Below are 20,760 nucleotides of genomic sequence, written 5' to 3'. Positions count from 1 at the left end.
CCCGCCGTCAGCGGAGGAACGCGATGACCGACCTGATCAATGAGAACGGCCAGGCCGAGGCGGGGGCGAGACCCTCGTCTCGGCCCGCGTTCGACCAGCCCCGCGCCGAGGCAGCGGTACGCGAGCTGCTGTTGGCCTGCGGAGAGGACCCGGATCGGGAGGGCCTTCGGGACACTCCCGCCCGGGTGGGTCGGGCATACCAGGAGATGTTCGCCGGACTGTTCACCGATCCGGACGAGGTCCTGGACAAGACCTTCGACGAGGGTCACGACGAGATGGTGCTCGTCACCGACATCCCGATCTACAGCTACTGCGAACACCACCTGCTGCCGTTCCACGGGTCCGCGCACGTCGGGTACATCCCGAACCAGCAGGGCCGGGTGACCGGGCTGTCGAAGCTGGCGCGCGTGGTCGATCTGTATGCCCGACGCCCGCAGGTGCAGGAGCGGTTGACCTCGCAGGTGGCCGATGCGCTGGTGCGCAAGCTCGACCCGCGTGGGGTGATCGTGGTGATCGAGGCAGAGCATCTGTGCATGTCGATGCGTGGCGTGCGTAAGCCCGGTGCACGGACCACGACGTCGGCCGTGCGTGGCCTGTTCCGCTCCTCCCCGTCGTCCCGCGCCGAGGCTCTCGACCTGATCCGGGGGCACTAGTCGTGCATCGGCTGCTGCCCGATCCCGGCCGATGCGCGGTGCTGGGCGTGCTCAACGTGACGCCGGACTCCTTCTCCGACGGCGGTCGGTACCTGGACCGGGACGAGGCGGTCGCGCACGGCGTTCGGATGTCCCGGCAGGGCGCCGACCTCATCGATGTCGGCGGCGAGTCGACTCGCCCCGGTTCCGATCGGGTGCCCGCCGAGGTCGAGCTGGACCGGGTCGTTCCGGTGATCCGCGAGCTGGTCGCCGAGGGCGTCCCGGTGAGCATCGACACGACGAGGTCGGTGGTCGCGGAGGCGGCGGTGGCCGCGGGTGCGACGGTGATCAACGATGTTTCCGGCGGGCTCGCCGACGATCGGATGGCCAAGGTCGTCGCCGATGCGGATGTGCCGTGGGTGTTGATGCATTGGCGCGGCCACAGCCGCGAGATGAACTCGCTGGCCGAGTACTCCGACGTGGTGACCGATGTGCGTACCGAACTGGCGGCCCGGGTGGATGCGGCCCTGGCCGCCGGGGTGGCTGCTTCGGCGTTGGTACTGGATCCCGGGCTGGGTTTTGCCAAGACCGCGGAGCACAACTGGCAGTTGCTCGGCCGGTTGGACGAGTTGAGCTCGCTCGGACTGCCGATCCTCATCGGCGCATCACGCAAGCGGTTCCTCGGTGCGGTGCTGGCCGACGATGACGGCAAGCCGCGTCCCGCCGCAGGTCGGGAGGTCGCGGGCGCGGTGATCTCGGCGTTGTCCGCGCAGGCAGGCGCCTGGGGCGTACGGGTGCACGACGTGGTCAACTCGCTGGACGCGGTGCGGGTGGCGGCTGCATGGAAAGGCGGGAACGACCGATGACCGATCGAATCGTGTTGACCGGTTTGAAGGTTCGCGGCAGGCACGGTGTCTTCGAGCATGAGCGCCGGGACGGCCAGGACTTCATCGTGGATGTCACGGTGTGGATCGACACCGATCGCGCGGCGCGCAGCGACGACGTGCAGGACACCCTCGACTACGGGGTGCTGGCCACTCGGATGGCCGAGATCGTCGGGGGCGAACCGAGGAACCTCATCGAGACCGTCGCCGCCGAGGCCGCCGATTCGGTGTTGTCCGATCCTCGGGTACACGCCGTCGAGGTGACGGTGCACAAGCCGCAGGCACCCATTCCGTTGGAGTTCGCCGACGTCGCGGTGACCGTGCGCCGGTCGCGGCGGGCGGGTCGGGGACGGGCCGACTGATGAGCCGCGCGGTGCTCTCGCTCGGTTCGAATCTCGGTGACCGCCTGGCCATGCTGCGCTTGGCCGTGACGGGGCTGGGCGAGGCGGTGCGCGCGGTGTCGCCGGTCTATGAGACCGCGCCGTGGGGTGTGTTGGATCAGCCGGATTTCCTCAATGCGGTGGTGATCGTCGAGGACGACATCGGGGCCTGGGACTGGCTTCGCCGCTCGCAGGCCTTGGAGACGCAGGCCCAGCGGGTCCGGGAGATCCGTTGGGGGCCACGCACCCTCGACGTCGATGTGGTGACGGTGGACGAGGTTCGCTCGGATGATCCCGAGTTGCTGCTTCCGCATCCCGGTGCGGGCGACCGAGCCAGTGTCCTGGTGCCGTGGCACGACATCGACCCGGATGCGGTGTTGCCGGGGCGCGGCCCGATTCGCGACCTGCTCGCTGGACTCGACAGCACGGATCTGCGCCGACTCGACACGGGACTGCTCGACGAGCACCCCACGACGAGGGGGAGCCGATGAAGTTCACCCGCGCACGCGATCTCGGTACGGCGGTGATCATCGCCGGGCTGTTGTTCAACCTGGTGGTGCAGGCGGGCTATGGGACGTGGCCGCCGTTGCCGTTGCTGGCGGGTAGCCCGCTGTTCGTCCTCGCGGTCGTCGAGGTCGTACTGGCCTTCTCACTGCGGTCGAGGATCGGGCGTCGTCCCGGTGCGCCGCCGGTGGAGCCGTTGGTGGCTGCCAGAGCGGTCGCGTTGGCCAAGGCCACGTCCTTGACGAGTGCCATCGTCCTCGGCGCCTGGCTGGGTGTGGTGGGCTATCTCATTCCGTTGATCGGCGATATCTCCGCCGCAGGTGCGGATATGGCCGCCGCCGTGGTGGGTGCGGTGTCGGCTGCGGCGGCGATCGCGGCCGGATTGTGGCTGGAGCACTGCTGTCGGACGCCCGAGGACGACGACGAGAAGCATCCCGATCGGCACGCCTGATCGGCTCCGCGCTGGTAGGGCGGGTTGATCTTCGTAGTGCCTGCGAGGAGGTCTCGCGAAGATAACCGGCAGGTACCGTATGGGCCATGGTCGGCTTGTCAGATACGGACGGCGAGCGTCATCGCATTGGCCGAGGAACCATCCTTTGGGCGTTGGGTGCGGGTCTCGCACTCATCGCCACGGTGGTCCTCGTACTCGGTGACGATGCGCGTCTGCTGCGGCTCGGCCTGCTTGCGGCGTTGTGGACGGCGCTGTTGGGCGCTTTCGCCGCCGCCAGATATCGCAAGGACGCCAATGCCCGCACCGGTGAAGCCGACCGGTTGCAGCAGATCTACGAACTCGAATTGGAACGCGAGATCGCGGCGCGTCGCGAGTACGAACTGGAGGTCGAGGCCGAGACCCGACGTCAGGTCGAGGAAGAGGTCCGCGACGAGTCGCGCCGGGAACTGGATGCGCTGCGCGGTGAACTTCGGAATCTGCGGGAGAACCTCGAGGCGCTGCTCGGTGGTGACGTGCTGGTCGAGCGCGTCGCCCTGCGCGCGGAGTCGACCCGGTTGCGCTCGCTGTCCGACCAGTCACGGGTGATCGCCGCGCACGATGACGAGATCCGCAGCATCACCTCGTCGAGCTCCTCCTCGGTGGTCTCCGCCGAGGAGACGCAGATCATCGACGCGTTGGTGGAGGTAGAGAACGCGGTTCAGGAGATGGAGCTGCGGTCCGGGGATGGACGCGGCATCGGTTCCCCGGGACGCAATCGGCCCGGCCGAGGCGACCGACCGCATCCGGTCGAACAGTGGCGGGCGGGCGCGCCACGCCGGGAAGACTCCGGGCGGACCGCGACCCGGCGTCCGGGACAACGTCCACCGGCACAGGTCCCGCCGCAGGCCAGGCCCGCCGCCGGGCACGACCGCCAAGAGGACCAGAGCTCGCGGTCGATGCGGATGGAGGTCGTCGGCGAGGTCGAGTCGCCCCAGCCGATGGATCAGCGGGATCAGCCGCCCGCTCGGCCGCGCAAACCGGCGCAGGCACCGCCACCACCGCAGAAGCAGCCGCCGGCCCGGGGGCCGAACCGGCCGCCCGCCCGCCGGAACCCGCCGCAGCCTCCCGAGCAGCCCACGCGCCAGGCGCCGCCACCTGCGCCGAAGCGGCCGACCCGGGAGGAACCCACCCGGCAGATCAACCGTCCGAAGCGGCCCGCACCCGCTGCGCCGCCGCCTGCCCCCGTGCCCGCGCCGGTATCGCGGGCGACGGAGGAGACCGCCTTCGACGGCATCGATGGTTGGCAGCCCGAGATCGAGCAGCCGGTGGCGGTGGAACCCGAGCCGACCGGTCGTCGGGCGGCCCGTGGTCGTCGGGCGGCGCCGGAGGACGGCGATGACGCGGGTGCGCACGCTTCCGGCCGTTCGGTGAGCGAGCTGCTGGCGGCCTACAGCGACGAGCAGCCCCGCAGGCATCGCCGCAGGCGCGACTGATCACCCCGAGGCGGGGCCGCCTTGGCATCGTCTTCGCTGCCCGCGCTCCGGCGATGAACGCGGGGCGCTGAGTCATGTCGCGTGCTGGTGCGTCCCCGCTGACTGTCTGACGGCGGCGATGGGCGGTCGGGTCGACCGTCCGGCGGCCATGTCGGTGACCCCGAACCCTCCCGAGTGAATACGGTCGGTGGTCATCCGAGCCGAATGGGCTGTTCACCTCGACAAACGGTGCTGATCGCCGGCCTGGATGGTCAACACGATCGATAATGAGAGGGCGGGGTCTGCCCCCGTGCGGGGGCCGGTACCGGTGCCGGGGAGGGGCCCGCGGCGTCAGGGGAGGCCCGATGTCAGACCGTGGCTCGCGTGCGACTTTCCCGATGAAATACGAGGAGCTAGCCGGGCCCGATGTCGTGGTCGACCCCGCCGACCGGCGCTCTTCGGCGCGCCGGATTCCGGTGCAGGCCCGGCGATCGGCGGCTGCGGGCAATGCCCTGCCGTTCGGGTCACCGCCTCGGTCGCTACGTGCTGCGGCCGTGCTGCTCGCGGTGTTGGCCGCCGCGATGCTGCTGGCCACCTTCGTCGTGGCGTTCTGGCTGTGGCAGGGCGAGCTGGTGGCCACGCCGCCTGCGGTGGTGTTCTTCTGCCTCTTCGCCCTGTTGCCGGTCTCGATCGTCTCACTGTTGTGGGCGGCGGCCCGCGCCGTCTGGCATGGCCGGAGCTGGGGCCTGAGTCTGGCGGCGGGTATCTGTGTGTTGTCGGTGATCGGCGCGGGTTTCCTGGTGGTCGACTTCGGCTATCGCTCGGTCGTCGGACTCACGATCGACGCCGCTTCCTGGTGGCTGTTGCTGGTGGTCGCTGCGGTGATGCTGTTGGGCTCCATCGCGGCGGTGCTACTGCGGCGGCTGCGGTACAACCCGTTCGTTCTCGCCGGTGGCATTCGAGGCATGGACGACGCCACGATGTCCAGCGAAGCGGGGGACTAGCCGCCAGCGACATCGGGCTGACGCATCGGGTCTCGACGGGCTCACTCGATCGGGAGCGCCCACCGCGTCACCCACGGGGGCGTTGTGGCATTCGGCGAACTACACCCGACCGGCGGTCACCCCGTTCTCGAACCGCTCGACTGAGTCCCCGAACTCCTAGTGTTACCAACCGTGACCAGCGAACATTCGTCGACGTCGCAGCGATTGACGAGCTCGCAGGCGAGCCGTTGGCAGCGTTTCCTGCTGCCGGTGCTCGGCGTCGTGATCCTGGGTCTGTGCGGGTTGACGCTGCTGGGCCTGACCCATGCTCGGGTGGGCGCGGTCGCGCTGGTGGTCGGCGCCGCGGCCGCGTTGTTGCCGCTGGGTCCGGTGATCGCGACCTTTCTGTGGGTTGACCGTTGGGAGCCGGAACCACCGAGGCTGCTGTTCGCCGCCTTCCTCTGGGGCGCCTGTGGCGCCACGATCGCCGCCTTGCTGATCAACGACACCGCGCAGGTCGTCGGGGAGGTGCTCCTGGGCACCGGCGGCGGTGACCTCGTCGCCGCGTTGATCTCCGCCCCGCTGTTCGAGGAGGCCGCCAAGGGGCTCTTCGTGCTCGCTGTGCTGCTGCGCCGCAGGCAGGAGTTCAACGGGATCGTGGACGGGATCGTCTACGCCGGGATCACCGGTGTCGGGTTCGCCTTCACCGAGAACATCACCTACTTCGGGCTGGCCTTCGTCCAGGGCGGCTTCGGTGACATGAGCGGCGGCGTGGTCGCGGTGTTCGTGCTGCGCGGGGTGCTGTCGCCGTTCACCCACTCGTTGTTCGGCGCGATGCTGGGCATCGGGCTCGGTATCGCCGCCTGCACCAGCCGTCCACGAATGCGGATCGCGGCGCCACTGATCGGTTACCTGATGGCGGTGTTGCTGCACGCGCTCTGGAACGGGGCTGCGACCCTCGGCGGCGGCCGGATCTTCATCAACGTCTACTTCCTGGTGATGGTGCCGATCTTCCTCTCCACGGCGCTGCTGGTCTGCTGGCAGCGTCGGCGTGAACAACACGTCGTGGTCACCCAGCTGCCCGGCTTCGCGGCCGAGGGGTGGATCGCCGCCAGCGAGATCGGCCTGCTGGCCAGCCTCACCAGCCGCAAGGAATGGCGGGTCGCCGTCCGCAAACGGTCCGGGGCCTCGGCAGGCAAGGCGGTGGCGGCCTACCAGCTCGCGGTCACCGAGCTGGCGTTCGTGCGGAATCAGTTGGCAGGCGGCCGGACGTTCCCCGAGACGGCCGAGCGACTCGACCAGGCGGTCGCGCGGTTGATCCGGAGTAGAGCGGCCGTCCTGCGCTCGCCAGGCGCCCTGGCGGACGCCGCGCGCAGCACTGCGGGCATCCGTAGACGGAACCGGCCATCGCGCGGTTCCGGTTGGCTGTTCGACCGCCAACCCGTGCTGCTGCGAGCACTGGGCCCGCCTCGACGGCCGGTCTCCACCGAGGTCACGCTGCCCGGGATCGTGGTCGGATCGAATCGATCGGCCGATGAGACCCTGCCCATCCCGAAGATGGTCCTGGAGCCGCTGTCGAGCGGCGCACCGACCGTCCGCCACGACGGGGTCGTCGCTCCGGTCGAGCCTGCCCTGACCTCGGCGCGGGAACCGGTGATCCCGGCGCAGTCCTCGGAGTCGACCGACGTGACCGTGGTGATCGACCCGGTGCCGCCGACCAGCGGGGAACCGAAGGCCTGATCGGCTCGGGCGCCGGCGGCCGATCGCGGCGGTGAACCTGCTCACCCGATCGCGGCAGACCGGCGTCGATCCCGTTACGCTCGCCGCCGTCCGGTACCCGTAGGACGAAGGACGGGACTGGAACGGCAGAAATGGAGTCGCCACCGACATGATCGACAACGCAGGGGTTCGGCCTGCGAGATTGGCCGTCGGAGTCATCTCGGCAGGTCGGGTGGGTGCCGTGCTCGGTGCCTCGCTCGCCAGGGCCGGGCACGTCGTCGTCGCCACCTCCGCGGTGTCCGATGCCTCGTTGCGTCGGGCCGAGCAACTCCTTCCCGACGTCCCGGTGCTCGCGCCCGACGAGGTCGCCACGAGGGCCGACCTGGTGATGCTCGCGGTACCGGACGATGTGCTGCCCGGCATGGTTGCTGGGCTGGTCGCCACCGGGGCACTGCGAGCCGGCCAGATCGTGGCCCACACCTCGGGCGCCCACGGGGTAGACGTGTTGACCCCCGCCGCCGAGCTGGGCGCGCTCCCCCTAGCCCTGCACCCCGTGATGACCTTCACCGGTCGCAGCGAGGACCTGGAGCGACTCGCCGCCTGCTGCATCGGCGTCACCGCGTCCGGGGACCCGAATTCCCCGGTCGAGCCCGGCTGGAATGTCGGCGAAGCGCTGGTCGTCGAGATCGGCGCGGAACCGGTCCGCATCCCCGAGGCGGTCCGCCCGCTGTATCACGCGGCGCTGGCACACGGCGCGAATCACCTGATCACCCTGCTCACGGAATGCGTCGGGCTGCTCTCCCAAGCGGGCGTCGCGCATCCGGAACGGCTGTTGGGACCGCTGTGCGGCGCCGCGATGGACAACGCCCTACGCCACGGTGATCGAGCCCTGACCGGCCCGGTGGCCAGGGGCGATCTGAGCACCCTGCGCACCCATCTCGACGTGCTCGGCGAGGTGGCACCGGAGGTGGTCCCGAGCTACCGGGTGCTGGCCGCCCGCACCGCCGACCGAGCGAGAGCCGCCGGTCTGCTCTCGGACTCGACCGCCGCCGAGGTCGACGACCTGCTCAACGAGGAGCCCCGATGACCGAGACCCAGGCCACGCCCGGAGCGCCGGGGGAGTCCCCGTTGTTCGCGCCCGGTGATACGACGGTGCACTCCGACCCCGCGCAGCTGGCGAGGGTCACCAGGGCGCTGCGGGCCACCGGACGACGGATCGTCCTGGTGCCCACCATGGGGGCCCTGCATCGCGGGCACCGGGAGTTGATCCGCCGCGCCAAGCGGGTCCCCAACACCATCGTGGTGGTCTCGATCTTCGTCAACCCGCGTCAGTTCGGCGCAGGCGAGGACTTCGAGCGCTATCCCCGGGACCTCGACACCGACGTCGCCGTCTGCCGTGCGGAGCAGGTCGAGCTGGTCTTCGCTCCGACAGCGGCGGCGATGTACGGCGCAGGTACCTCGATCACGGTGTCGGCCGGCCCCCTCGGCGATGAGCTGGAGGGGGCGAGCAGGCCGGGGCACTTCGCGGGCGTCCTGACCGTGGTGGCCAAGCTGCTCAACATCGTCCGGCCGGATTTCGCCTTCTTCGGCGAGAAGGACTACCAGCAGTTGGTGCTGCTGCGTCGGATGGGGCGCGAGCTCGACTTCGACGCCTCGATCGTGGGCATCCCCACGATCCGCGAACACGACGGCCTGGCGCTGTCGTCCCGGAACGTCTATCTCGATGCCGAGGCACGCAACGCTGCGGTGGTGCTCTCGGCGGCCCTCACGGCAGGTGTGTATGCGGCTCGCTCGGGCGGGGATGCCGCGCGGGTGCTGGCCACCGCCCGCGAGGTACTCGACGGTGAGCCTGCTCTCGACGTGGACTACCTGGAGCTTCGCGACGTTGAACTGAATGCCGTCGACGAGCAGCGCGAGGCCCGGCTGCTGGTGGCGGCTCGGGTCGGCGCGGTTCGGCTCATCGACAACGTCGCGATCGCCTTCGGAACGGCCGAGGAGCAACCGGGCGAGGTCGCGGACGCCCCGGCTGCGGACGGTGCGGCGACCGACTCCGCCGAGAGTCGCTGAGAGGGAGAACGAGATGTTGCGGACGATGCTCAAGTCGAAGATCCACCGCGCGACCGTCACCCAGGCCGACCTGCACTACGTCGGTTCGGTCACGGTCGACGAGGACCTGATGGATGCGGCCGACCTCTTGGCCGGTGAGCAGGTCGCCATCGTCGACGTCACCAACGGTGCCCGGCTGGAGACCTATGTCATCCCGGGCGAGCGCGGCACCGGCGTCTTAGGGATCAACGGAGCGGCAGCGCACCTGGTGCACCCTGGTGACCTGGTGATCCTCATCGCCTATGGGCTGATGGACGCCGCCGAGATCCGCGAGCACCGCCCCTCGGTGGTGTTCGTCGACGCAGACAACAAGGTGATCAGCCTCGACGCCGATCCGGCAGTCGTTCCCGATGGCTTCGGTCTCTCATCGGGCTCCATCGATTCGCGGTCGGCCGATTCGGCCCCGACCGCAGGCGGCTCGACCACCGCCCGGTCCGAGAGCATCGCGGCGGGCGAGACCGATGATGCGGTGCGCCTGGACGCCTTGTTGCAGTCCGAACGCTGACGGCCTTCCCTGGCCGGCGGCCTGCGAAGGGAGAACCGGCGGTGCTGCTCACCATCGATGTCGGGAACACCAACATCGTGTTCGGCCTGTACGTCGGCTCCGGGCCGGACGCGCGGCTGCTGCGTGACTGGCGGATGCGCACCGATGCCCGGATGACCGCCGACGAACTCGCGTGGACTATGCGCGGTCTGCTCGGTGAGCATGCCGACCGGATCACCGGGATCTCCGCGTTGTCGACCGTGCCCGCCGTGGCGCGCGAACTGCGGGTGATGCTCGCTCGGTACTACGCCGAGGTCCCGACCCTGATCGTGGCGCCGGGGGTGCGGACCGGGGTCCCGCTGCTGGTCGACAATCCCAAGGAGGTCGGCGGGGACCGAGTCGTGAACACCCTGGCGGCCCACCATCTCTACGACACGGCCTGTGTCGTCGTCGACTTCGGGACCTCCACCAACATCGACGTGATCTCCCGGAAGGGCGAGTTTCTCGGCGGGGTGTTCGCGCCCGGCATCGAGATCTCGGTGGACGCCCTCGCTGCGCGGGCCGCTCAGCTGCGGAAGGTGGAGTTGCTGCGGCCGAGGAACGTGATCGGCAAGAACACGGTGGAGTGCCTGCAATCCGGCATCCTCTTCGGCTTCGCAGGCCAGGTCGACGGCCTGGTCCGCCGGATCCTCGCCGAGCTGTCGGCAGGGGAGCACGGGCCGGTCACCGTATTGGCCACCGGCGGACTGGCCCCGTTGGTGATCGGGGAATCGGAGACGATCACCACCCATGTTCCCGATCTCACGCTCATCGGCCTGCGTTTGGTCTACGAGCGCAATATGAGCTGACACCGGCCGCGCCGAGTCGGGGTCCGCAGTGGCCGCCGAGTCGCCCGTCGGCAGCCGTATCCCGTTTCCGCCGAGCGCCGGTCGGACCGTACGCTGTGTCGCTGTGAACGCGATTCCGGAACACGACGCCACGACCAGCGAGGACACTCTTCCCGAGCAGATGAAGGTACGCCGGGAGAAGCGCTCGAGGTTGCTGGAATCCGGTATCGAACCGTATCCGGTCGTGCTTCCCATCACACATACCGTCGCGGCGATTCGCGCGAAGCACACCGATCTCGAGCCCGACACCGCCACCGGCGAGATCGTCGGCATCTCGGGTCGAGTGATGTTCCTGCGAAACACCGGAAAGCTGTGCTTCGCGACGCTGCGTTCCGGAGATGGTTCCGAGTTGCAGGCGATGTTGAGCCTGGCGCAGATCGGGGCGGAGTCGCTGGCTTCGTGGAAGGCCGATGTCGACCTCGGCGATCACGTATTCGTGCATGGCGAGGTCATCACCTCGCGCCGGGGCGAGTTGTCGGTAATGGCCGATGAATGGCGGATCGCGGCGAAGGCACTGCGTCCGTTGCCGGTGACACACAAGGAACTGAGCGAGGAAACCCGGGTTCGCCAGCGGTACGTCGATCTGATCGTGCGGCCACAGGCCCGTCGGATCGTCGAGACTCGGGCCGCAGTGGTTCGTTCGCTGCGGGAGTCGTTCCATCGGCACGGCTTCACCGAGGTCGAGACGCCGATGTTGCAGACCCTGTACGGGGGCGCGGCGGCCCGACCGTTCCACACCCACTCCAATGCGTTCGACATCGACCTTTACCTGCGCATCGCGCCGGAGTTGTATCTCAAGCGCTGCGTGGTGGGCGGAATGGAGCGCGTCTTCGAGATCAATAGGAACTTCCGCAACGAGGGCAGCGACTCCTCGCACTCGCCGGAATTCGCGATGACCGAGTTCTACCAGGCGTATAGCGACTACAACGACATCGCGACCTTGACCAGGGAACTCATCCAGGAGGCGGCCAGAGCCGCCTGTGGTGGTGAGGTCGTCACACTGATCGATGGAACCGAGTACGACCTTTCCGGTGAATGGAAGTGGCTCAGCATGTACGGCTCTCTCGCCGAGAAGGTGGGCGAAGAGGTGACGCCGGACACATCGGTGGAGCGATTGCGGGCCATCGCTGCTGAACAGGGCTTGGAACACGATCCCGCGCTCGGTCACGGCAAGCTGATCGAAGAGCTCTGGGAGCATCTGATCGGCGATCATCTGTACGAGCCGACCTTCGTGAAGGATTTTCCGATCGAGACCTCGCCGTTGACTCGGCAGCACCGCACCGAACCCGGTGTCGCGGAGAAGTGGGACCTCTATATCCGAGGTTTCGAACTGGCCACCGGCTACTCCGAACTCGTCGACCCCGTCGTCGAGCGGGAACGACTGGAAGCGCAGGCCAGGCTGGCAGCGGGCGGCGACGTCGAGGCCATGCGATTGGATGAGGACTTCCTACGGGCTCTGGAGTACGGAATGCCGCCGACTGGAGGCTGCGGAATGGGCGTTGATCGCTTGTTGATGGCCTTGACCGGTGCGGGCATCCGGGAAACGATCCTGTTTCCGCTGGTCCGTCCGGAATGACGCTGCTGCCGATCGGCACCATGCGGTGTCGATCGGCTTCTTCCAAACACGTTGTCTAAGAACTAAGAGCGTTCGGATCCATTTCTGCGGTAATATCGGCTGAAATGAGGCGCGTGGGCAGCCTTGAGCAGATCTTTTCGTGGAAGGACATGGGTCATGGCACAGAAGGTCACAGTCACACTGGTTGATGACTTGGACGGTTCTAAGGCTGACGAGACCGTCGAGTTCACTTTCGATGGAGCCGCTTACCAGATCGACCTTTCCTCGGCCAATGCCGGGGTACTTCGGGATGCGCTGGCCGGTTTCGTCGGGCACGCGCGGCGCTCCGGTGGGCGCAAGCGCAACGTGCGTCCCGGCGGCGACCGGGCCGACGGTGGCAGCACCTCGGCAGGCGATCGGGAGCAGAACCAGGCAATTCGGGAGTGGGCGCGCAAGCGTGGCATGAAGGTCTCCGATCGCGGCCGTATCCCCGCCGATGTCATCGACGCTTACCACGCGGCAAACTGAGCCGTACCGACGAACTCCGACCGTGAAATCGACTGATTGAGTCGATCGCCACACTCGGATTCCTCGGTCGGCAATCCGGCGAAACCGAGTCGGTTCTCGCGGACTGGGAATTGGCCTGGCTCGGCTAGAGCCGGGCCGAGGGGACGCGCGCGTGCTGCGATGTGTGCGGCGCTGAGTCGGGCGAGTGCAAGAACCTTGCCCGCGAAATCACCCTGGAGAAGAAAACGACGCGACCGTTGCCGCTCGGCGACGCGCTTGTGCTCGATTCGGACACGTCTCGATGGCAGCCGGTGGGCGACTGCCATCGAGGGAACGCGTCGCCAGGAGTGTCAGCCGAGCTCGCGCACGCGCGCGTCCCGTTCCGCTGTGCCGACCCGAGGGCACGTCGTGCAGGCCTGGGGCGAACCGGGCAGCGCGTAATGGAAACAGCAGCTTCCTCGACGTCTCGTCCACCGTTCTCCGTCGTCCACCGAGACGCGGTACATCGTCGATACCGAGGTGAACGGGTCCAGCAGTGGGTCGGCGGCGGTGCCGAGCACCAGGGCCGCATCGGCGACCCCGCCGTCCTCGTCGCCGCACATCTGTCCCGCCAGCCACAGCGTGGTGTCCAGCACATCGGTGGCCGCTGCCCAGAGCATTCGGCGGCCCAGGCGGGTGCCGGGGGCGAACGCCGCGACGAAGCGGGCGGCGTGGCCCGCGAACCTCGCCCGGAGCAGATCGGCCAACGCGTGTTCGTCGGCCACCACGGTGGCCGCGCTGGTGTGTGCGGCCGGATCGTCGGGCAGGCAGGCGAACGCCTCGCCGGTCAGGGCGATGCCGTCCAGGTGCGGTCGTCCCTCGGCCAGTCGGAACGCGGTGTGCTCGGGCGCCAGTGACGGCACCCGGCGTGCCGTGTGGAACAGCAGCGCACCCAGGTAGCCCGGCACGCTGAGGTACCAGGACATCACGTAGCCGGCGGTGGTTCGTTCCGGGGCGGCCCCGTAGTTCTCGATCAGCCAGCCGCTCAGCAGTTCACGCCATCGAGTGAACGATGCCGGGTCGTCGAGCAGCGACGAGCAGCGTGACCAACCGGCGTCGAGCGCGGCGTCACCGTGTCGGGCCTCCAGCCACGGCGGAAGGTCCAGTCGGGCGATCGACTCCGCGATGTTCGCGGCCGTCCCCGATCCATAGGCGCCTGACCTGCGAAAAGCCGTGGTCATCGACCGGCTCTCCGTTCCTGGGTGCAGCTGCGGATCGGCACGATGTCCCACCTTCGTCGGGTAACGCCTACTGGTCGACCGTCTGGTTCGGCGATGACAGCCGCGACCAAATCAGGGTTGCCTAAGCTTATCTGGTCGCCGCGCGGGGGAGCCGGGATGGGGCGAGGCTCGCGGGGTGGTTGTGGTCCGACACGGTGCGTGTTCGCTCTCAGCGGACATCGAACGCGCGAGGGCCTGACCTGGAATGAGGCCGCGTCACGCAGCGTTGTGCAGGTTGCGAGTGCTACGGAACGGCCTAAGAGAAGCCGACACCAACTCGATGTCACGGTAATGCCGACTACAGTGGTTGTTAGGGTGCCGACCCCGTCACTACAGCGCCAGAGACCGAAGTCCCTGGTGTGTGGCCGGGCGAGAGCCGCTGCCGCCGCTGTCGAGGAGTGCGAATGTTCGAGAGGTTCACCGACCGCGCGAGGCGGGTGGTCGTCCTGGCCCAAGAAGAGGCCAGGATGCTCAACCACAACTACATCGGCACCGAGCACATCCTCCTGGGCCTGATCCACGAGGGTGAGGGTGTCGCCGCCAAGGCGCTGGAGTCGCTGGGGATCGCCCTGGAGGGCGTCCGCCAGCAGGTTGAGGAGATCATCGGTCAGGGGCAGCAGGCCCCGAGCGGCCACATCCCCTTCACGCCTCGGGCGAAGAAGGTGCTGGAGCTGTCGCTTCGGGAGGCTCTGCAACTCGGCCACAACTACATCGGCACCGAACACATCCTGTTGGGCCTGATCCGCGAGGGCGAGGGCGTCGCCGCGCAGGTGTTGGTCAAGCTGGGTGCCGATCTGAACCGAGTGCGTCAGCAGGTTCTGCAGCTGCTGTCGGGCTACCAGGGCAAGGAACCCGCCGAGACCGGCGGCCGCGGCGAGGGCACGCCGTCTTCCTCGCTGGTGCTCGACCAGTTCGGTCGCAACCTGACGTCGAGCGCTCGGGAGGGCAAGCTCGACCCGGTCATCGGCCGGGAGAAGGAAATCGAGCGGGTCATGCAGGTGCTGTCCCGCCGTACCAAGAACAACCCCGTCCTCATCGGTGAGCCCGGTGTGGGTAAGACGGCCGTCGTCGAGGGCTTGGCGCAGAACATCGTCAAGGGCGAGGTTCCCGAGACCCTCAAGGACAAGCAGCTCTACACGCTGGACCTCGGTTCGCTGGTGGCGGGCTCCCGCTACCGGGGTGATTTCGAGGAGCGCCTGAAGAAGGTGCTCAAGGAGATCCGCACCCGGGGCGACATCATCCTGTTCATCGACGAGATCCACACCCTGGTGGGTGCGGGTGCCGCCGAGGGCGCGATCGACGCCGCGAGCATCCTGAAGCCGATGCTGGCCAGAGGCGAGCTGCAGACGATCGGTGCCACCACGCTCGACGAGTACCGCAAGCACGTCGAGAAGGACCCGGCTCTGGAGCGCAGGTTCCAGCCGATCCAGGTCGGCGAGCCCACGATGGAGCAGACCATCGAGATCCTCAAGGGTCTGCGGGACCGCTACGAGGCGCACCACCGCGTCTCGATCACGGACTCGGCGCTGGTTGCCGCCGCCACGCTGGCGGATCGGTACATCAACGACCGCTTCCTGCCGGACAAGGCGATCGACCTCATCGACGAGGCGGGCGCGCGGATGCGCATCCGTCGGATGACGGCGCCGCCGGACCTGCGCGAGTTCGACGAGAAGATCGCCGACGTGCGTCGGGACAAGGAATCCGCGATCGACGCGCAGGACTTCGAGCGCGCCGCCCGCCTGCGTGACGAGGAGAAGCAGCTCCTCGGCCAGAAGGCGGAGCGGGAGAAGCAGTGGAAGTCCGGTGACCTCGACGTGGTCGCCGAGGTGGACGACGAGCAGATCGCCGAGGTTCTGGCGAACTGGACCGGCATCCCCGTCTTCAAGCTGACCGAGGAGGAGACGACTCGGCTGCTGCGGATGGAGGAGGAGCTCCACAAGCGGATCATCGGCCAGGAGGACGCCGTCAAGGCCGTCTCCCAGGCGATCCGTCGTACCCGCGCCGGTCTGAAGGACCCGAAGCGTCCCTCCGGATCGTTCATCTTCGCCGGCCCCTCGGGTGTCGGTAAGACCGAGCTGTCCAAGGCGCTGGCGAACTTCCTCTTCGGCGAGGACGACGCGCTCATCCAGATCGACATGGGTGAGTTCCACGACCGCTACACCGCTTCTCGGCTGTTCGGCGCGCCCCCCGGGTACGTCGGCTACGAGGAGGGTGGCCAGCTGACCGAGAAGGTGCGGCGTAAGCCGTTCTCGGTGGTGCTCTTCGACGAGATCGAGAAGGCGCACCAGGAGGTCTACAACACGCTGCTCCAGGTTCTCGAGGACGGCAGGCTCACCGACGGTCAGGGCCGCACGGTCGACTTCAAGAACACGGTGATCATCTTCACCTCCAACCTGGGCACGCAGGACATCTCCAAGGCGGTCGGCCTGGGCTTCGCCGGTGGCGGCACCGAGGGCTCGAACTACGACCGGATGAAGCAGAAGGTCAACGACGAGCTGAAGAAGCACTTCCGTCCGGAGTTCCTCAACCGGATCGACGACATCATCGTCTTCCACCAGCTCACCGAGGACGAGATCATCCGGATGGTCGACCTGATGATCGCCAGGGTCGAGACGCAGCTCAAGAACAAGGACATGAGCCTTGAGCTGACCGCCAACGCGAAGAAGCTGCTCGCCAAGCGCGGCTTCGACCCGGTGCTCGGTGCTCGGCCGCTGCGTCGGACGATCCAGCGCGAGATCGAGGACCAGCTGTCCGAGAAGATCCTGTTCGGCGAGCTGGAGGCCGGGCACATCATCATCGGCGACGTCGAGGGCTTCGAGGAGGGCAAGAGCGACGACAAGGCGCGCTTCGTCTTCCGAGGCGAGCCGAAGCCCTCGCAGGTTCCGGATGTCCCGCCGGTGGAGCTGTCCAGCTCGACCGGGGGCAACCAGGAGCTTCCCCCCGCGGAGGGCGAGTCCGAGTGACCCGATGAACCAACCCTGAGCTGGGGCCGATGCCGAAACCGGGCATCGGCCCCAGCTTTTGTGTATTAGGGGGTCCCGCCCGCAGGCCCGAGCGGGCCTCGGGCAGGGCAGGGCGGGGACGCGCCGGTCGGGCGTGGGTGAGAATCAGATCATGGGGGCGCGGACGGACATGGCATACGAGGATCCTGCCGAGGCAGAGGAGACCGGACGTCGACGTCCGGGCGGCCCGCTGGTCACCCTGTTATTGCTGCTGTTGACGGTGCCGTTCGTGCTGGTGTCGGTGAACCGACTCATCGAGGTCGGCGGACTTCGAATCGCCGTCGGCGCCGCCGCTCTCACCCCGTACACGCTGCCGCTGGGACTTCTCCTCATCGTCGCGGGCTTCGCCTTACGTCGTTGGGCGGTGGCCCTGGTGGCCGCGGTGCTCACCGTGATCATGGCCGCCGTGGTGATCCCCCGGGCCACCCCGGACGCGCGCCCCTTCGTACAGGGCGAGTCGGTCCGGGTGCTGAGCCTCAACATGCGCTACGGCAGCGCCGACCCCGCCGTGCTCGTCGATCTGGTGCGGGACCGACAGGTGGATGTGCTGAGCCTGCAGGAGCTCACCCCGGCGGCGGTCACCGCCTTGGCCGAGGCAGGCATCGAGTCCGAGCTACCGCACCAGGTGATCGACCCGGAGAACGGCGCACCCGGTTCGGGCCTCTATTCGCGTCACGAGGCCGAACGCATCGATGCCATCCCGGCGACACATCGCCAGTCCGCCGCAGCGGTGACGCTGCCCGACGGCGGCGAGTTCGAGATCGTGTCGGTCCACCCGCTGTGGCCGATCGGCGACGGCACCACCGACACCTGGCAGCGGGAACTCGCGAGCCTGCCCGAGGCCCGTTCGGCCGACCCGATCCGGGTGCTGGCAGGCGACTTCAACGCCACCCTCGACCATGGCCCACTTCGGCGATTGCTGAACTCCGGCTACCAGGACGCGGCCGACCAGACGGGCGACGGACTCCGCCCTACCTGGCCTGCGGGCGGCACCATCACCGCGCCGCCGCTGACCATCGACCACGTGTTGGTCGACAACCGCTGTGCCGTCGAGTCCTTCGACGTCCTCGACGTGCCCGGCAGCGACCACCGGGCAGTCCTGGCCGAGTTCGTCGTCCCGTCGTAGTGGCGCGATCCACACCGGCCAGTGAGGGCCGGTGTCACCCGGAACGACACCCGGAACCACGACACCCGAGACGGCGGTTGCGATCCTCACCGGCCTGTGAGGGCGGTGCCACGACCTGAACTTTACGCCGTAAAGATCGACAAGGATCAGTTGCGATCTCACCGGCCCGTGAGGGCCGGTGCCACCAGAGAGCCGCAGCGAGATGACGCAGGCGCGAACACCGTTGCGATCCTCACCCACACCTCCTTGCCGCGAGCAGTGAGGACGACGATGCCGGGGTTGCGATCCTCACCGGCCCTCACGGGCCGGTGCCACCGACGTCGGCGGCGGCACCGGAGCTGATCTTGTTGGCGTTGCGATCCTCACCGGCCCTCACGGGCCGGTGCCACGTCGAGCGAACGACCGAGGTCACTCGGCACACGATCTGGTTGCGATCCTCACCGGCCCTCACGGGCCGGTGCCACCGGCATTGCCTGGAATCGACTCACCCGAAACTAACTGTTGCGATCCTCACCGGCCCTCACGGGCCGGTGCCACGCCGCACCGAGGGTCAGCGTCGCCTCGGTCTCCCGCAGTTGCGATCCTCACCGGCCCTCACGGGCCGGTGCCACGTCGAGCGAACGACCGAGGTCACTCGGCACACGATCTGGTTGCGATCCTCACCGGCCCTCACGGGCCGGTGCCACCGGCATTGCCTGGAATCGACTCACCCGAAACTAACTGTTGCGATCCTCACCGGCCCTCACGGGCCGGTGCCACGCCGCACCGAGGGTCAGCGTCGCCTCGGTCTCCCGCAGTTGCGATCCTCACCGGCCCTCACGGGCCGGTGCCACCCTGCGTATGCAGGGGCGATTGTGTTCGTTGCGGGGCAAGGTTACCGAATGTTGACCGACACGCCCGGAATTCAGTTCGGGAGGGTGAGGCGTGTTGTTGGACGCTTGCCTTCCCTAAGCGGCGCGAACCGCATCGCGGCGCGAGGACCACATCGGAGAACACCGAACAGTCGAGACCGGCCCGCGCAGCTGATCAGCCGGCCGTCTCCACCGCCGCCCGCAGCCGATCCGGCAACAGTTCGTCGATCGCGGCGATGGCCGCAGCGGCTCCCATCGGAATCTCGATGCCGCGCCCGTGCCGGATAGCGGGCTCCCGCAGATTGATTCTGATCAGCGCGCCGCGTGCCGCGCTGGCCAGTTCGGCCTGTCGCCGCACCGTGGGTACGGCGGTCCCCGCACCGAGTTCGATCACCACGAGTCTTGCGGTCCGTAGCGGTCGTAGCCAGGTGGTCAGGCCGTCCATCGCCGTGCTGGTGTGGTCGGCCACCCAGGAATGATCGCCGAACATCAGGATGTTCGGCCGGGCCAGGCCGCCGCAGTCCGGGCAGCTCGGCAGCGGACCGCGCGCCCGCATCGTCTCCTCGTCGAGGTCGACCTGTACCTCGTCGGCGGGCCACTGTCGTTGTGCGCAGGGGCCGGTGCATTGGAGTCGGTGGATCGAGCCGTGCCGCTCCACGATCGTCTCCTCGGCGAAGCCTGCCCGTTGGAATTGGCCGTCGACGTTGGAGGTGAATACCCGGAACCCGCCCGGCAGCGCCGTTCCCCACCGGTGCAGCGTCCCGAAGCCCGCATGTGGGGTGGTGCGGCGGTAGAGGTCCAGTCGATGGCCGTAGAAACCCCACGCCAGCGCCGGGTCCGCCGCGAAGTGCACCGGGTCGGCCAGCTCGGCGAAGTCCAAGCCCAGGCTCCGGTAGGCCGGATAGGCCCGCCAGAATCCCTCCGGCCCACGGAAGTCCGGCAGACCCGAATCGACGCCGAAACCCGCACCCGCACAGATCAGCAGGGCCTCGGCGTCGGCGATCAGGTCTGCCGCCTCCCGGATGGGATCCGTGCTCATTCGCCCTTGGACTCCGCGTGCTGGATCACCTCGAATTCGAGCAGGCTGGCGCCCGAGGCGACCGGCTTGCTGCGCTCACCCGAGTGCGCTTCCTTGGCGGGGCCGCCCGACCACGCCTGGAATGCCTCCTCGGACTCCCAGCGGGTGTAGACGAAGTAGCGGTTCTCGCCCGCGACCGGCCGGAGCAGTTCGAAGGCGAGGAAGCCGGGGGCGTTCTCCACCGCACCCTGGCGGGCGGCGAACCGCTTCTCCAGCTCGGGGCCGCTGCCTTCGGGAACCTCGATAGCGTTGATCTTCACGACTGCCATGCATCCGACGGTACCGGTCGCGGCCGATCGAACACCGGCGCTGTCGTGTCGAGATCGACGAGCTGTCGGGTGATCCGGTCGGATGGTGTCAGCCGAGGCGGACCAGGTCTTCGGTATGGCCGGTGCGTCCATCGACGACGCCCACCCCGACGACCCGGGCATGGATGGCCCGCACCGGATGCAGCTCGGCGAAACCCGCCGCCAAGGCTTCTCGCTCGACCCCTTCGGCGAGCGGACAGTGCGGCACCCAGGAACCGGGCAGGTAGTACGCCGATGGCTGCTTGACCCGGCCGGCCAGGACGTCGTGCACCGTGGAGTGCACGGCGAGGAGTTCGGCGTCCACGACGGCGCCCAGCATCAGCACGGGCGCCGAGGTGGCGAAGGTGCCGAGGGTGGTCAACCAGAAGGACGGCAGCGACAGGGCCCGCAATTCGGCCCGTAGGTCTTGCCGGACGCGCGGCGCGATCTCGGCGGCGGCCGCGAACCGGACGTGCGGGGCCGGGTGGGTCGAGCCCGGCACGGGACGCGCGCCGATGTCGGCCAGCCGTTGCCACAGGTCTCGGATCGTGCGATCGGATGCATCGTCGAAGAAGAAGTCCAGCGTCACCGCCACGACGCGGAGTCTGCCCTAA

Annotated in this window: 20 protein-coding genes and 1 CRISPR repeat array; of the genes, 16 read left to right on the top strand and 4 right to left on the bottom strand. The window is 68.4% G+C overall.

What is annotated here, in order from left to right; all coding sequences use genetic code 11:
* Positions 1–23: 23 nt before the first annotated feature.
* The 14 genes from folE (at position 24) to BKA25_RS25490 (ending at position 12,564) form a co-directional block, all read left to right on the top strand.
* Positions 24–653, top strand: a complete 630-nt coding sequence (folE, locus tag BKA25_RS25555) for a GTP cyclohydrolase I FolE (protein ID WP_069846041.1) — start codon at positions 24–26, stop codon at positions 651–653.
* A gap of 2 nt (positions 654–655) precedes the next feature.
* The gene (gene folP / locus BKA25_RS25550) at positions 656–1,498 is read left to right on the top strand and encodes a dihydropteroate synthase (RefSeq protein ID WP_069846043.1); all 843 of its coding nucleotides are present in this window, start codon (positions 656–658) and stop codon (positions 1,496–1,498) included.
* On the top strand, positions 1,495–1,878 hold the full coding sequence (gene folB, locus BKA25_RS25545) for a dihydroneopterin aldolase (protein ID WP_069846045.1): 384 nt from the start codon (positions 1,495–1,497) through the stop codon (positions 1,876–1,878). The genes folP and folB overlap by 4 nt, the downstream gene beginning before the upstream one ends.
* Entirely contained in the window at positions 1,878–2,387 is a 510-nt protein-coding gene (folK, locus tag BKA25_RS25540; protein WP_069846046.1) for a 2-amino-4-hydroxy-6-hydroxymethyldihydropteridine diphosphokinase, read from the top strand. The genes folB and folK overlap by 1 nt, the downstream gene beginning before the upstream one ends.
* Positions 2,384–2,851, top strand: coding sequence for a DUF3180 domain-containing protein (locus tag BKA25_RS25535; RefSeq protein ID WP_069846048.1), 468 nt, complete (start codon positions 2,384–2,386; stop codon positions 2,849–2,851). The genes folK and BKA25_RS25535 overlap by 4 nt, the downstream gene beginning before the upstream one ends.
* Before the next feature lie 86 nt (positions 2,852–2,937).
* Positions 2,938–4,323: a DUF6779 domain-containing protein gene (locus BKA25_RS25530; protein WP_157420893.1), complete on the top strand. Its 1,386-nt coding sequence runs from the start codon at positions 2,938–2,940 to the stop codon at positions 4,321–4,323.
* Between the two features lie 377 nt (positions 4,324–4,700).
* On the top strand, positions 4,701–5,306 hold the full coding sequence (locus BKA25_RS25525; RefSeq protein WP_069846051.1) for a hypothetical protein: 606 nt from the start codon (positions 4,701–4,703) through the stop codon (positions 5,304–5,306).
* 171 nt (positions 5,307–5,477) lie between these two features.
* Positions 5,478–7,025 (top strand): PrsW family intramembrane metalloprotease, encoded by a 1,548-nt coding sequence (locus tag BKA25_RS25520; RefSeq protein ID WP_069846053.1) that lies wholly within the window; start codon positions 5,478–5,480, stop codon positions 7,023–7,025.
* Between the two features lie 148 nt (positions 7,026–7,173).
* Entirely contained in the window at positions 7,174–8,091 is a 918-nt protein-coding gene (locus BKA25_RS25515; RefSeq protein WP_069846054.1) for a Rossmann-like and DUF2520 domain-containing protein, read from the top strand.
* Positions 8,088–9,071 carry a pantoate--beta-alanine ligase gene (gene panC / locus BKA25_RS25510; RefSeq protein ID WP_069846056.1) on the top strand — a complete coding sequence of 328 codons (984 nt, stop codon included), beginning with the start codon at positions 8,088–8,090 and terminating at the stop codon, positions 9,069–9,071. The genes BKA25_RS25515 and panC overlap by 4 nt, the downstream gene beginning before the upstream one ends.
* 13 nt (positions 9,072–9,084) lie before the next feature.
* A complete protein-coding gene (panD, locus tag BKA25_RS25505; RefSeq protein WP_069846057.1) occupies positions 9,085–9,615 on the top strand; it encodes an aspartate 1-decarboxylase in 531 nt (176 codons plus the stop codon).
* 41 nt (positions 9,616–9,656) lie between these two features.
* Positions 9,657–10,442, top strand: coding sequence for a type III pantothenate kinase (locus tag BKA25_RS25500; RefSeq protein WP_069846059.1), 786 nt, complete (start codon positions 9,657–9,659; stop codon positions 10,440–10,442).
* A gap of 160 nt (positions 10,443–10,602) precedes the next feature.
* A complete protein-coding gene (lysS, locus tag BKA25_RS25495) occupies positions 10,603–12,057 on the top strand; it encodes a lysine--tRNA ligase (protein WP_069853174.1) in 1,455 nt (484 codons plus the stop codon).
* 156 nt (positions 12,058–12,213) lie between these two features.
* Complete coding sequence (locus tag BKA25_RS25490; RefSeq protein ID WP_069846060.1) at positions 12,214–12,564, top strand: histone-like nucleoid-structuring protein Lsr2; 351 nt, start codon at positions 12,214–12,216, stop codon at positions 12,562–12,564.
* Between the two features lie 329 nt (positions 12,565–12,893).
* On the opposite strand, the gene BKA25_RS25485 is transcribed toward BKA25_RS25490, so the two are convergent.
* Positions 12,894–13,763: a (2Fe-2S)-binding protein gene (locus BKA25_RS25485; protein ID WP_084643524.1), complete on the bottom strand. Its 870-nt coding sequence runs from the start codon at positions 13,761–13,763 to the stop codon at positions 12,894–12,896.
* Positions 13,764–14,206: 443 nt separating this feature from the next.
* On the opposite strand from BKA25_RS25485, the gene BKA25_RS25480 reads away from it, so the two are divergent.
* Both BKA25_RS25480 and BKA25_RS25475 read left to right on the top strand, forming a co-directional pair.
* Complete coding sequence (locus BKA25_RS25480; RefSeq protein WP_069846062.1) at positions 14,207–16,765, top strand: ATP-dependent Clp protease ATP-binding subunit; 2,559 nt, start codon at positions 14,207–14,209, stop codon at positions 16,763–16,765.
* A 151-nt stretch (positions 16,766–16,916) separates the two neighbouring features.
* Complete coding sequence (locus BKA25_RS25475) at positions 16,917–17,930, top strand: endonuclease/exonuclease/phosphatase family protein (protein ID WP_236750454.1); 1,014 nt, start codon at positions 16,917–16,919, stop codon at positions 17,928–17,930.
* A 278-nt stretch (positions 17,931–18,208) separates the two neighbouring features.
* Positions 18,209–18,763: a CRISPR direct-repeat array (repeat unit 37 nt; unit sequence GTTGCGATCCTCACCGGCCCTCACGGGCCGGTGCCAC).
* 193 nt (positions 18,764–18,956) lie between these two features.
* On the opposite strand, the gene BKA25_RS25470 is transcribed toward BKA25_RS25475, so the two are convergent.
* From BKA25_RS25470 to BKA25_RS25460, 3 genes are all read right to left on the bottom strand, one after another.
* Positions 18,957–19,820: an SIR2 family NAD-dependent protein deacylase gene (locus tag BKA25_RS25470; protein WP_157420894.1), complete on the bottom strand. Its 864-nt coding sequence runs from the start codon at positions 19,818–19,820 to the stop codon at positions 18,957–18,959.
* Positions 19,817–20,128, bottom strand: coding sequence for an antibiotic biosynthesis monooxygenase family protein (locus tag BKA25_RS25465; RefSeq protein ID WP_069846064.1), 312 nt, complete (start codon positions 20,126–20,128; stop codon positions 19,817–19,819). Before BKA25_RS25465 ends, BKA25_RS25470 begins: the two co-directional genes overlap by 4 nt.
* A gap of 88 nt (positions 20,129–20,216) precedes the next feature.
* Positions 20,217–20,741, bottom strand: coding sequence for a 2'-5' RNA ligase family protein (locus tag BKA25_RS25460; RefSeq protein ID WP_069846065.1), 525 nt, complete (start codon positions 20,739–20,741; stop codon positions 20,217–20,219).
* Positions 20,742–20,760: the final 19 nt, after the last annotated feature.

Source organism: Actinoalloteichus hymeniacidonis, from assembly GCF_014203365.1.
GTDB lineage: Bacteria > Actinomycetota > Actinomycetes > Mycobacteriales > Pseudonocardiaceae > Actinoalloteichus_A > Actinoalloteichus_A hymeniacidonis.
Note: the sequence above shows the minus strand (reverse complement) of the source record. Positions and strands in the feature narration are given on the sequence as shown.